Here is a 12,661-nt window from a genome sequence, read left to right as displayed (position 1 = left end):
GCCTGGTGAAAGACTGCGCCAGCCTACCACCAGCGCGGCACCCTGCCTCAGGCCGCCAGCCGGGACAGGTCGGCCACGCGGTTCATGGCCACGTGCAGGCGCTTGAGCAGGCCCTGACGGTTCAGGCGCAGGTCCAGTTGCTCGGCGTTGACCATCACGTCGTCGAAGAACGCATCCACCGGCGCGCGCAGCACGGCCAGCGTCTGCAGGCTGGCGGTGTAGTCGCCCGCGTCGAATTGCGCATCGGCCTCGGGCACGAAGCGCTGCAGCGCGGCGTAGAGGTTCTTTTCCGCCTCTTCCTGCAGCAAGTCGGGGTTGACGTGCGGGTCCACGGGCCCGGCCACCTCGGCCTTCTTGAGGATGTTGCCCACGCGCTTGTTGGCCGCGGCCAGGGCCGGGCTTTCGGGCAGTTCGGCAAAGGCGCGCACGGCGGCGAGCTGCTTTTGCACCAGCGACAGGCGCTGCGGGCGCAGGGCGATGACGGCATCGACCTCCTGCGCGCTGTAGCCCTGCTCGCGCAGGCTGCCGGCGAGGCGGTCGTACATGAATTCTTCAAGCGGCTCAATTGCCGATCGCTCGACTCCGACAAAAGCGCCGGCGGCATTGTCAAGCAACGTCGTTAGGTCCAGCGGCAACTCCCGCTCGACCAGCATGCGGATCACGCCCAGCGCGTGGCGGCGCAGCGCGAACGGGTCGCGGTCGCCCGTGGGCAGGTTGCCGATGCCGAACATGCCGACCAGCGTTTCCAGCTTGTCGGCCATGGCCACGATGACGCCCACGTTCTCGCGCGGCAGCTCGTCGCCCGCGAAGCGCGGCTTGTAATGGTCTTCGATGGCGTGGGCCACCTCGTGCGCCAGGCCGTCGTTGGCGGCGTAGTAGCCGCCCATGATGCCCTGCAGTTCGGGGAATTCGCCCACCATGTCGGTCACCAGATCGGCCTTGGACAGCCGCGCGGCGGTGTCCACGCACGACAGCAGGTAGTCGCGGGCGATCTCGCCCTCGGCCGAATCCAGGTCCGCGTGGTGCGTGCCGATGCCGGCGAACAGCTGCTCGGCGATCGCCTTGGCTATTGTCCTAACGCGCTCCACCCGCTCGCCCTGCGTGCCCAGCTTGTTGTGATAGACCACCTTGGAGAGGCTCTCCACGCGCGACAGCAGCGTCTTCTTGCGGTCCTGGTCGAAGAAGAACTTGGCGTCGGCCAGGCGCGGGCGCACCACGCGCTCGTTGCCCTGCACCACCGCGCTCGCATCGGCGGGCGTGATGTTGCTCACCACCAAGAATTGGTGCGACAGCCGGCCATCGGCCTGCAGCAGCGGGAAGTACTTCTGGTTGGCCTTCATCGTGAGGATCAGGCACTCCTGCGGCACATCGAGAAACTCTTTTTCGAACTCGCAGACCAGCACGTTGGGGCGCTCGACCAGCGCGGTCACCTCGTCGAGCAGGGCGTCGTCCTCGATGGGGCGCACGCCGCCGCCCACGCGCGCGGCCGCGGCCTGCAGCTGGCGCACGATCTCGGCGCGGCGCTCGGCGAAGCTCGCGATCACCGCGCCCTGCTCGGCCAGTTGCTGGGCGTAGCTGTCGGCACTGGTGACGACGACCGGGTCCACGGTCGCCTCGAAGCGGTGGCCGTGCGTGGTGTTGCCGGCGGTCAGGCCCAGCGCCTTCACCGACAGCAGCACCTCGGTGCCGTGCAGGGCCACCAGGCCGTGCGCGGGGCGCACGAAGCTCACGCTGGTCCAGCCGGGCTGCTCGCAGCCGGAGGCGAGCTGGTAGCGCATCACCTTCGGGATGGGCAGCTTGGCGATGGATTCCTGCAGGGCCTTCTGCAGGCCCTCGGACAGCGTGGCGCCGCGCACGGTGCTGTCGTGGAACAGCACCTCGGCCTTGCCGTCCGGCACGCGGCGCAGCGCGGCCACGGCGGAGGCGTCGGCACCCAGCGCGGCCAGCTTCTTGAGCAGCGCGGGCGTGGCGTTGCCGGCGGCATCCAGCCCCACGGCGACGGGCATGAGCTTTTGCGAGACGGCCTTGTCGGCGGCCTGGGGCGCCACCTCGGTGATGTGCGCGGCCAGGCGGCGCGGCGAAGCGAAGGCCGTCAGGCGCGAGCCCGGCGCGGCCAGGCCTTGAGCCTGCAGCTGCTCGAACAGCACGCCCGCAAAGGCGTCGCCCAGCTTTTGCAAGGCCTTCGGGGGCAGTTCTTCGACGAACAGTTCAACGAGAAGATTCGGATGGGTCATGGTGGTCTGTGTTCCTTCCTGATGCGCGTGCGTGCCTCAGGCCGCCTTCTTCTGCTGTTGCTGCTGCTGGTCGGCGCGGGCCAGGTCGGCCAGCACTTCGGCGGCCCATTCCTGGGGCGCCATGGGAAAGCCCAGCCGCGCGCGGCTGTCGAGGTAGCTCTTGGCCACGGCGCGCGCCAGGTTGCGGATGCGGCCGATGTAGGCCGCGCGCTCGGTCACGCTGATGGCGCCGCGCGCATCCAGCAGGTTGAAGCTGTGCGCGGCTTTCAGCACCTGCTCGTAGGCCGGCAGGGCGAGCTGCTGCTCCATCAGGTGCTGGGCTTGGCTTTCGTGCGCGCTGAACGCGGTGAACAGGAAGTCGGCGTCGGAATGCTCGAAGTTGTAGGTGGACTGCTCCACCTCGTTTTGCTTGTACACATCGCCGTAGGAGAGGCCGTCGGTCCAGGTCAGGTTGTAGACGTTGTCCACGCCCTGCAGGTACATCGCCAGGCGCTCCAGGCCGTAGGTGATCTCGCCGGTGGCGGGCTTGCAGTCGATGCCGCCCACCTGCTGGAAGTAGGTGAACTGCGTCACCTCCATGCCGTTCAGCCACACCTCCCAGCCGAGGCCCCAGGCGCCGAGCGTGGGGTTCTCCCAGTCGTCCTCGACGAAGCGGATGTCGTTCTTCTTGAGATCGAAGCCCAGGGCCTCCAGCGACCCCAGGTACAGCTCCAGGATGTTGGCCGGCGCGGGCTTGAGCACGACCTGGAACTGGTAGTAGTGCTGCAGGCGGTTGGGGTTCTCGCCGTAGCGGCCGTCCTTGGGGCGGCGGCTGGGCTGCACATAGGCGGCCTTCCAGGGCTCGGGGCCCAGCGCGCGCAGGAAGGTGGCGGTGTGCGAGGTGCCGGCGCCCACTTCCATGTCGTAGGGCTGCAGCAGCGCGCAGCCCTGTTCGGCCCAGTACGACTGCAGCTTCAGGATGATTTGCTGGAAGGTCAACATGCGTGTGTCTGGCATGGCGGGGCCATGCGGTTGGTAGAGAGGGTTTGCACGCAGGCGCGCGCAAAAGCGGTCGATTTTACGAGGCGCGCCCGGCGCATCGGCCACGCCCGGCACGGGGCCGCCACGCCCGCATGCAAAAATAGCCGCCACCGCTTACTTATCAAGCGCTGGCAGCTATCATATTCATAGCAATGCACCGCGGTTGCACCGCGGGCGTCCACTCAATCTTGCCAGCGGCGCAGCACCAGGCTGGCGTTGGTGCCGCCGAAGCCGAAGCTGTTGGACAGCACGGTCGTCAGCGATGCATCGCGCGAGGTGCGCACGATGGGCATGCCCTCGGCGGCCGGGTCCAGGTTTTTGATGTGGGCCGAGCCGGCGATGAAGCCGCCCTGCAGCATGTACAGGCAGTAGATCGCCTCCTGCACGCCCGTCGCGCCCTGCGAGTGGCCGGTGAGCGACTTGGTGGAGGAGAACGGGGGCACCGCGTCGCCGAACACCTCGCGCAGCGCGCGCAGCTCGGGCAGGTCGCCCACGGGGGTGGACGTGCCGTGCGTGTTCACATAGTCGATCGTGCCGCCGCCCGCTTCGGCGATGGCCTGGCGCATGCAGGCGATGGCGCCGTCGCCCGAGGGCGCGACCATGTCTTCGCCGTCCGACGACAGGCCGAAGCCGACGATCTCGGCCAGGATGGTGGCGCCGCGGGCCTGGGCGTGCTCCAGGCTCTCCAGCACCAGCGCGCCGCCGCCGCCGGCGATCACGAAGCCGTCGCGGTCCACGTCGTAGGGGCGCGAGGCCGTCTCGGGCGTGGCGTTGAATTTGGCCGACATGGCGCCCATGCCGTCGAACAGCGTGGCCAGGCCCCAGGAGAGTTCTTCGCCGCCGCCGGCGAACATCACGTCCTGCAGGCCGAAGGCGATCTGCTGCGCCGCCATGCCCACGCAGTGCGCGGAGGTGCTGCAGGCCGAGGTGATCGAGAAATTGATGCCCTTGATGGCGAATGCCGTGGACAGGTTGGCCGACACGGTGGAGCCCATGCAGCGCGTGACCTGGTAGGGCCCCACGCGGCGAATGCCCTTGGAGCGCAGCGTGTCCGCCGCCTCGATCTGGTTGGCCGGCGAGCCGCCGCCCGAGCCCATGATGAGGCCGGTGCGGGGGTGGGATACCTGGGCGGGCGACAGGCCGGACTGGGCGATGGCGTCCTTCAGCGACAGGTAGGCGTACGCCGCGGCATCGCCCATGAAGCGGCGCTGCTTGCGGTCGATGAGCGCGTCCAGATCGATCTGCGGCGCGCCCGCCACCTGGCTGCGCAGGCCGAGTTCGGCGAACTCGGGTATGGCGCGGATGCCGGACTTGCCTTCGCGCAGCGACGTGGTCACTGCCTGCTGGTCGTTGCCGATGCACGAGACGATGCCCGCACCCGTGATGACGACGCGCTTCTTCATGGTCATGCCGTGGCTCCCGCTGCGGGTGCTCCGTCCTTCCCGTCTTCACGCTTGAAAAGGCCCACGCGCAGGTCGTTGGCCACGTAGATCTCCTGGCCGTCGGCCAGCAGGCGGGCATCGCCGATGGCCATGACCAGCTTGCGCTTGATCACGCGCTTGATGTCGATTTCGTAGGTGACGAGCTTCACGTTGGGGCCGACTTCGCCGGTGAACTTGACTTCGCCCGCGCCCAGGGCGCGGCCCCGGCCCGGCAGCTGCAGCCAGGTGAGGTAGAAACCGATGAGCTGCCACATGGCATCCAGCCCCAGGCAACCCGGCATGACCGGATCGCCCTGAAAGTGGCAGTCGAAAAACCAGAGGTCGGGGCGCACATCGAGTTCGGCCCGGATTTTCCCCAGCCCATGCGCCCCACCATCGCTGTCGATGTGCGTGATGCGGTCAAACATCAGCATGGGCGGCAGCGGCAGTCGTCCGCTGTCAGGGGTGAACAGCTTGCCCTCGCCGGAGGCGATCAGTTGTTCATAGGAAAAGGAATCAGCCATTGTCAGTCGTGCTCCAGATCGGCGGTGCGCCCGCCGGATTTTGATTGCGCGCCACCGAGGTCTTTTCGGTGGCGGGGCATCCATTATCAAGGCACACGGAGGGCCGACTGTGACACAGGGCCAAGGGTGATTCCCTAATTTCATGAAAGCGGACCGCGCCGGACCGCGTCAGCGCAGGCCGCACGGGCGTGCGGCCGCGCGGATCGGGCCCCGGTCAGTACTGCCAGAAGATGCGCTGCAGGTCCTTGCTGGTCTGGGGCTTGGTCAGCGCCACGGCGGCCAGGATGCGGGCCTTCTGGGGGTTCAGGTCGTGGGCGACCACCCAGTCGTACTTGTCGTCGGGCTGCTCGGCGTTGCGCAGCACGAAGCCGTCGGCAATGCGCGAGGAACGGATGATCTGCACGCCCTGGCCGCGCAGTTCCTGCAGTGCAGGCACCACCCGGTCGGCCACCGAGCCGTTGCCGGTGCCGGCATGGATCAGCGCCTTGACGCCCGAGCGGCCCACGGCGTCCACCGTGGAGCGCGGCACGTTGCCGTAGCCGTAGACGATCTCCACGGGGGCGAGCGTCTCGATCTCGTCGATATTGAACTCCGATTGCGCGGTGTGGCGCTTGACCGGCGCGCGGAACCAGTAGTTGTTGCCCTCCACCACCATGCCCAGCGGGCCCCACTGGCTGCGGAACGCCTGCGTCTTGATGTTGACGCCCTTGACCACGTCGCGGCCGCTCTGGATCTCGTCGCTCATGGTCACGAGGACGCCCTTGCCCGAGGAATCCTTGCTGGCCGCCACCGAGACGGCGCTCAGCAGGTTCAGCGCGCCGTCGGCCGACAGCGAGGTGCCGGGGCGCATGGAGCCCACGACCACGATGGGCTTGTCGGTGCGCACCACCAGGTTCAGGAAGTACGCCGTTTCCTCCAGCGTGTCGGTGCCGTGGGTGATGACGATGCCGTCCACGTCGGCCTGCTTGGCCAGGGCCGACACGCGCTTGCCCAGCTTGAGCAACTGCTCGTTGGTGAAGCTCTCCGAAGCGATCTGGAAGACCTGCTCCCCCTTGACGTTAGCCACGTTCGCCAGCTCGGGCAGGCCCGCGATGAGCTTGTCCACCGGCACCTTGGCCGCGGCGTATGAAGCGCTGTTGGTCGCCGAGGCGCCCGCGCCGGCGATGGTGCCGCCCGTGGCCAGGACCACGACGTTGGGCTTGGCGGCGGGCTGGGCCGCGGCCACGACGGCCCAGGCTGCGAAGGCGGCGCCGGCCAGCAGGCGCTTCAGTTTCAGAGGGGAAAGCATGTGAGTCTCCGTAATGAATGACACTTTTTGTGCCCGCGGCATTTCCGCGGGTGCCGTATGGTAGGAAGCCGCATGGCGGGCTGTGGGGAATAATCGCCGGCCGGGTGTGACTTCCGGTCATATTCTCGTTTTCCCTCCCCTGCGATGAATCTCCGCCAACTCGAAGTCTTCCAGGCCGTCATGCAGACCGGCAACATGAGCGCGGCTGCCCGGCTGATCAACATCACGCCGTCGGCGGTGAGCAAGACCATCGCGCACGCGGAACTGCAACTGGGCTACGCGCTGTTCAGCCGGGCCCGCGGGGCCCTGCTGCCCACGCCGGAGGCGCAGGCGCTGTTCACCGCCTCCAGCCAGATCCACAGCCAGCTCGACGCACTGCGCCGCACTGCGCACAACCTGCGCCAGCCCGAGGGCGGCCTGGTGCGGCTGGCGGCGATTCCGTCCGTCACGCACGAATTCCTGCCCGCGGTGCTGGAGCGCCATGCCCAGCAATCGCCCCGGGTGCGCGTGGAAGTGCGCACCCTGCACCAGGACCAGATGGCGCAGGCGCTGCTCACCCGCTCGGTGGATTTCGCGCTGGGCTTCTACGACCACCCGCACCCGCAGCTGGAGAGCAGCATCCTGGTGAGCGGGCCGCTGTTCATCGCCGTGGCGCGGGACATCTGGCTGCGCGCGGTGCGGTTGAACCGATCCGACCCGATCACGTTCCTGGCGAACACGCCCATGATCCAGTTGCTGGGCGACGAGCCCATGCGCCAACCCATGGCCGAACTGGCACAGAGCCTGGGCGTGCACACCGAGCTGGGCATCCAGATGCAGACCTCGCAGCTGGCCCTGGCGCTGGTCAAGCGCGGCATGGGGTGGACGGTGGTCGATTTCCTGACCGCACGCAACCTCGACCCGGCCGCCATCACCGCGGTGCCGCTGCGCGACCTGCCCCCCATGGCGCTGCATGCCTACCACGCCGCCAACCGCCCGCCGGACCGCCATGCCGCCCGCATGCTGGCCCTGCTGTCGGACGTGCTCATGCAGACGATGGCGCGCGCGCCCTCCGAAGCGGCCGCGCTCTGAGCCGGCCCTTCGGTCGGCGCCAGGCGCGCGGGGGTTTCAGGTGGTGGCGGCTCTGCGGGCGCGGCGCCGGCGCACCCAGGCCCAGCCCGCCACCAGCGCGCCCAGCGCCCACAGCGGCCACAGGCCCCAGCGCGAGACCCAATACGCGTAGGGCGTGACCGCCCCGCTGCGCCCCAGCACCTCGCCGGTCAGCACACCGCGCACGTGCGACGGCAGGCGCTGCGTGACCACGCCCCGGTGGTCGATGATGGCGGTGGCCCCGGTGTTGGTGGCCCGCACCATGGGGCGCTCGAACTCCAGCGCGCGCATGCGGCTGATGGCCAGATGCTGGTCGATGGCCACCGAATCGCCGAACCAGCCGATGTTGCTCAGGTTCACGAAGATCGTCGGCGCCTGGGCGGGGTCGGTGAAGCGCGCGCCCAGTTCTTCGCCGAACAGATCCTCATAGCAGATGTTGGGCGCGATGCGCTCGCCCGCCCAGAGGAACGGTGCCTGCCCCACGGCGCCCCGGTTGAAGTCGCCCAGCGGGATGTTCATCATCTCGGTGAACCACCGGAAGAACGGCGGGATGAACTCGCCGAAGGGCACGAGGTGGTGCTTGTCGTACTGGTACGGCGCGGCCTGGCCGGGCGCGAAGCCCATCACCGAGTTGGTGTAGCCCAGCGCCATGTCGCCCAGCGGAATGCCCAGCAGCGCCGCCTGCCGGCCGGCGCCCTGGCCCGCCGCGGGGGCCTGGGTGTAGCGTGCGGTGACCGAATCCAGGTAGCCCGGCACCAGTTGCTGCGGCAGCAGCGGGATGGCGGTCTCGGGCGCCACCACCAGCGCGGCCTGGGCGCTGCGCAGCTGCTCGGCATACCAGCGCAGGGCGGTCGGCACGCCGCTACCGGCCTGGAATTTCTCGTCCTGGGGAATGTTGCCCTGCAGCAGCGCCAGCGACAGCGGCGCGGGGCGCTGCATCGGCGTGTGGCACAGCTCGACGGCGCAGTGGCGCTGCACCGCCAGCCCGGCCCAGGCCAGCACGGCCAGCCCCACCAGGGCCCATGCCTTCAGGCTGCGCAGGTCGCTGCGCCGCCCCTGGGCCAAGAGCATGGCCAGCACGGCCGCGACGCAGCCGATGCCGTACACCCCGACCGACCGCGCCAGCACGGCCAGCGGGCCTTCGATGTGTGCGTAGCCGCCGGCGCCCCATGGAAAGCCTGTCCACCACTGGCCGCGCGCCAACTCGGCCAGCAGCCAGAATGCTCCGAAAACGATAGCAGCATGCCGGCGATTTGATTGCCCCAGGGCCTTGAAACACCCCGCAGCCACCGCGTAGTAGCTGCCCAGAAACGCCGCCAGCCCCACCACCGCGAGCGCGGCCAGCGGCGCGGCCAGCCCGCCGTAGGTGTGCATGGAAATGAAGAGCCACCAGAAGGTGCCCGTCAGCCAGGCGGTGGCAAAGAGCCACCCCAGCACCGCGGCCTGCCGGGCACTGCGGCTGGCCAGCAGCAGCCACGCGAAGCCGCCCAGGGACAGGAGTTGCAGCCACCACACCGGCTCGCCGCCGAAGGGCCAGGCGATCGAGGCGGCCTGCGCCAGGCCCGCCAGCAGCGCGAGCCCCCCTGCCAGCGCCACCGGCCCGAGCGGGCCGCGGCGCGCGCCAGCGGCGCCCATCAGTGCGCAGCCCGGTCGTCTTCGGCGGGAACCGGCGACACCTTGAACCAGCGCACCGCGCCGCCTTTGGTGTGCAGCACGACGAACCGCAGGCCGCCCAGGTCGAGCGTCTCGCCGCGCTTGGGCGCACGGCCCATCTCGTGCGCGATCAGGCCGCCGATGGTGTCGAAGGGCTCGGTCCGGTCGGAGCCCGCGAGCACCGCGCCGAACGCCTCGGCCACCCGTTCGACCGGGGTGTCGCCGCTCACGCGGTAGGTGCGGTCGGCCAGGCCGAAGATGTCGCCCTCGTCCTCGGGGATGTCGAACTCGTCCTCGATCTCGCCCACGATCTGCTCCAGCACGTCCTCGATGGTGACCAATCCGGCCACACGGCCGAACTCGTCGATCACCACCGCCATGTGGATGCGGTTCACGCGGAACTCGCGCAGCAGGTCGTTCAGCCCCTTGCTCTCCGGCACGAAGGCGGCGGGGCGCAACAGCGCGCGGATGTTCAGCTCCGGCGCGCGCTGCAGCTTGAGCAGGTCCTTGGCCATCAGGATGCCGATGATGTTCTCGCGCTCGCCCTGATAGACGGGAAACCGCGAGTGCGCGGTGTCGATCACCTGGTGCAGCAGGGCATCGAACGGCGCCTCGATGTCGATCAGGTCCATGCGCGGGGCGGCCACCATCACGTCGCTGGCCCGCATCTCGGCCATGCGCAGCACGCGCTCGAGCATCACGCGGGCATCGGCGTTGATGATCTGGTTGTCTTCGGCTTCCGCCAGGGTGGCGATCAGCTCGTCGGTCGAATCCGGGCCGGGGTGGATGAACTCGACGAGCCGCTGCAGGAACGTGCGCTTGTCCTCTCGTTCGGACGGGCGCGCGGAATGGGGGTCGGACACGGTCTTGGAATGCAGGACGTGCGGTGGTTGATCAGGCCCCAAGGATAGCGGAAGCGCCGCGCTGGCGGCCCTGCCGGGCGCCCGTTGACGTCATTCGGCCGACTGGTGGCGCCCGTCGCGCACGCCGCGCCGCACTTCCTGCAGCCCGGCCAGGAGCCGCCAGAACTGGCGGGCCTGCTTCTTGAAGCGGTAGTCCATCTCGGCGAACTGGTGCACCACCATCTGCGCCATGCGGGTGTCCAGGCCGGCGCGCGGCAGCTGCAGGTAGGCCTCGGACTCCGAGCCGTCGCGGCGCACGGTGGCGCCGGCATTGCGCGCGATTTTCAGCATGGCGGTGTTCTCGCTCAGGGCATGGATGAACACCATGCTCACGCCCTGGTTGCGCGCGTGCATCACGGCGCGATCGAACAGCCGCGCGCCGAAGCCGCGCCACCGCGCCTGGCCCAGCACGGACACGCCGAACTCGGCGCAGCTTTGATGCTCTGGCGAATCGGCGTAGGCGAGGTGGGCGACGGCGATGAGTTCCAGCCGCCGGTTGTAGATGCCGAAGATCTCGTCGCGCACGAAATCCAGCTGGTCCACATAGCGCTGCACCTGTTCGTCGCTGGCGGCGTAGCCGAAGCGCAGGTAGCGGTCCGCAGGCTCCAGCCGCAGCAGGTGGGCGGCGATGCGCTCGCGGTGCCCGGGGCCGAGCGAGCGGATCGGCACCATGACCGGCGAGCTGCCCCGCCGGTGCGGCGGACGGGGCGCTTCGCTGCGCAGCACAGTGCCGCCTGCATCGGGGGACGCGCGAAGCCAGCCTTGGGTGGGGATCATGATGGCGAGATTTTAGGGTTTTCCCTTATATCTGACCAAACTTTTTGTTGCACTGCGGCGCGGCGGGCGAAGGCCCCTGCCTTGAAACGACGCCACCGATGGGCCCGAGGGCCTGGGCAGCTATGGATTCATGAGCGCCTGCGCGCTACACCGGCACGGCGGTGGTGGCCTTCACGCGGTCCAGCACGAAGCTCGTCTTGCAATCCTGCACGCTGGGGTGCTTGAGCAGCGTGTCCATGATGAAGCGGCTGTAGTGCGCCATGTCGGCCACCACGACGCGCAGCAGGTAGTCCATCTCGCCCGTGAGCGCGGCGCACTCCACCACCTCGGGCCAGGTCTGCACGCTGGCGCGGAACAGGTCCATGGGGTTGCGCTTGTGGCTCTCGGTGTGCTTTTCGAGGCGCACGTTCAGATAGGCCGTGAGGCCCAGGCCCACCGACTCGGGCCGGACCAGCGCCACGTAGCGGTCGATCACGCCACTGTCCTCCAGGCGCTTGGCGCGGCGCAGCACGGCGCTGGGCGACAGCCCCACCCGCTCCCCGATTTCGTCGTAGGTCTCGCGTCCATTTACCTGTAAACAGCGCAAGATGGCGCGGTCGAGCTTGTCGAGTGCGTGGTCAGCGGTCATGGCGCAGGATTCTACGGAGATTGGGGCCAGCTGCGAAGGTGGATTCCACAGCCGCCGGATGCACGTATTTCCCGATGTGGAAGACGGCGCATCGTCGCAAAATCTCAAAAAAAGAACGGTCGTTCTTTTTTATAAGAGAGAGTGTTTTTCACACCACCACCGGAGACAAACCATGTTCGTTGCATTCAGCCGCCTGCTACGCGGTTTCGCTTTCGTCCTGGCCGCGTTCGCATTGCAGGGCTTGCAGGGCGCCAGCGCCCAGTCCGGCTACGCGCAGACCCGCTACCCCATTGTTTTGGTACATGGCCTGTTCGGATTCGATTCCGCGCTGGGCGTGGATTACTTCTACCGCATTCCGCAGGCGCTGCAGCGCGATGGCGCCCGCGTGTTCGTGGCGCAGGTATCGGCGGCCAACAGCACCGAGGTGCGTGGCGAGCAGTTGCTGGCCCAGGTGAAGAACATCCGGGCGCTCACGGGCGCCGAGAAGGTCCACCTGATCGGCCATTCGCATGGCGGCCCGACGGCGCGGTACGTCGCCGGGGTGGCGCCGCAGTGGGTGGCGTCGGTCACCTCCGTGGGCGGCGTCAACCGCGGCTCGCGCGTGGCGGACGTGGTGCGCGGGGTCGCGCCCAAGGGCAGCGTGAGCGAGGCGGTGGCCAGCCAGGCGGCCTCGGCGCTGGTGGCGCTCATCAACCTTTCTTCGGGCGGCAGCGGCCTGCCGCAGATGCCGACCGCGGCGCTGGATTCGCTCACCACCGAAGGTTCGGCGCGCTTCAACCAGCGCTTCGGCGCGGGCGTGCCCACCAGCGGCTGCGGCGACGGGGCCGATCTGGTCAACGGCGTGCGCTACTACTCATGGACCGGCGTGCGCACGGTCACCAACGTGCTGGATGCCAGCGACGCCCTGCTCGCCACGACCGGGCTGGTGTTCAACGAGGCCAACGACGGCCTGGTGTCGGCCTGCTCGGCACGCCTGGGCAAACACCTGGGCGACTATCGTCAGAACCATCTGGACGAGATCAACCAACTGCTCGGCCTGCGGGACTGGCTGTCGGTGGACCCGGTCACGCTGTACCTGGACCAGGCCAACCGCCTCAAGAAAGCGGGCCTGTGACAAGCCGAACC

Annotated in this window: 11 protein-coding genes; 2 read left to right on the top strand and 9 right to left on the bottom strand. The window is 68.7% G+C overall.

Annotated features, from left to right (window positions below; genetic code table 11):
• Positions 1-47 precede the first annotated feature (47 nt).
• The 5 genes from glyS to AVAK2825_RS11205 form a co-directional block, all read right to left on the bottom strand.
• On the bottom strand, positions 48-2,234 hold the full coding sequence (gene glyS, locus AVAK2825_RS11225; RefSeq protein ID WP_284398055.1) for a glycine--tRNA ligase subunit beta: 2,187 nt from the start codon (positions 2,232-2,234) through the stop codon (positions 48-50).
• 36 nt (positions 2,235-2,270) lie between these two features.
• Entirely contained in the window at positions 2,271-3,215 is a 945-nt protein-coding gene (gene glyQ, locus AVAK2825_RS11220; protein ID WP_284398394.1) for a glycine--tRNA ligase subunit alpha, read from the bottom strand.
• 221 nt (positions 3,216-3,436) lie between these two features.
• A complete protein-coding gene (gene fabB / locus AVAK2825_RS11215) occupies positions 3,437-4,663 on the bottom strand; it encodes a beta-ketoacyl-ACP synthase I (RefSeq protein ID WP_284398053.1) in 1,227 nt (408 codons plus the stop codon).
• Positions 4,660-5,199, bottom strand: coding sequence for a 3-hydroxyacyl-[acyl-carrier-protein] dehydratase FabA (fabA, locus tag AVAK2825_RS11210; RefSeq protein ID WP_272565196.1), 540 nt, complete (start codon positions 5,197-5,199; stop codon positions 4,660-4,662). Before fabA ends, fabB begins: the two co-directional genes overlap by 4 nt.
• Positions 5,200-5,413: 214 nt before the next feature.
• Positions 5,414-6,487, bottom strand: coding sequence for an asparaginase (locus AVAK2825_RS11205; RefSeq protein ID WP_272565197.1), 1,074 nt, complete (start codon positions 6,485-6,487; stop codon positions 5,414-5,416).
• A gap of 144 nt (positions 6,488-6,631) precedes the next feature.
• On the opposite strand from AVAK2825_RS11205, the gene AVAK2825_RS11200 reads away from it, so the two are divergent.
• Complete coding sequence (locus tag AVAK2825_RS11200) at positions 6,632-7,558, top strand: LysR family transcriptional regulator (protein ID WP_284398041.1); 927 nt, start codon at positions 6,632-6,634, stop codon at positions 7,556-7,558.
• Positions 7,559-7,594: 36 nt separating this feature from the next.
• Here the strand turns inward: AVAK2825_RS11200 and lnt are convergent, their stop codons facing one another.
• The 4 genes from lnt to AVAK2825_RS11180 all read right to left on the bottom strand — a co-directional run bounded on the left by lnt (position 7,595) and on the right by AVAK2825_RS11180 (position 11,536).
• Positions 7,595-9,211: an apolipoprotein N-acyltransferase gene (lnt, locus tag AVAK2825_RS11195; RefSeq protein WP_284398036.1), complete on the bottom strand. Its 1,617-nt coding sequence runs from the start codon at positions 9,209-9,211 to the stop codon at positions 7,595-7,597.
• On the bottom strand, positions 9,211-10,092 hold the full coding sequence (locus AVAK2825_RS11190; protein ID WP_272565200.1) for a CorC family transporter: 882 nt from the start codon (positions 10,090-10,092) through the stop codon (positions 9,211-9,213). The genes lnt and AVAK2825_RS11190 overlap by 1 nt, the downstream gene beginning before the upstream one ends.
• 90 nt (positions 10,093-10,182) lie before the next feature.
• Positions 10,183-10,908 carry a GNAT family N-acetyltransferase gene (locus tag AVAK2825_RS11185; RefSeq protein WP_284398033.1) on the bottom strand — a complete coding sequence of 242 codons (726 nt, stop codon included), beginning with the start codon at positions 10,906-10,908 and terminating at the stop codon, positions 10,183-10,185.
• A 145-nt stretch (positions 10,909-11,053) separates the two neighbouring features.
• Complete coding sequence (locus AVAK2825_RS11180) at positions 11,054-11,536, bottom strand: Lrp/AsnC family transcriptional regulator (RefSeq protein ID WP_092745358.1); 483 nt, start codon at positions 11,534-11,536, stop codon at positions 11,054-11,056.
• 172 nt (positions 11,537-11,708) lie between these two features.
• Here AVAK2825_RS11180 and AVAK2825_RS11175 point away from each other — a divergent pair, with 172 nt between their 5' ends.
• Positions 11,709-12,650, top strand: coding sequence for a lipase family alpha/beta hydrolase (locus tag AVAK2825_RS11175; protein ID WP_272565202.1), 942 nt, complete (start codon positions 11,709-11,711; stop codon positions 12,648-12,650).
• The last annotated feature ends 11 nt before the right edge of the window (positions 12,651-12,661 follow it).

The sequence above is a fragment of the Acidovorax sp. SUPP2825 genome, assembly GCF_030158995.1.
GTDB lineage: Bacteria > Pseudomonadota > Gammaproteobacteria > Burkholderiales > Burkholderiaceae_C > Paracidovorax.
This window is presented reverse-complemented; position numbering and strand designations above follow the sequence as displayed.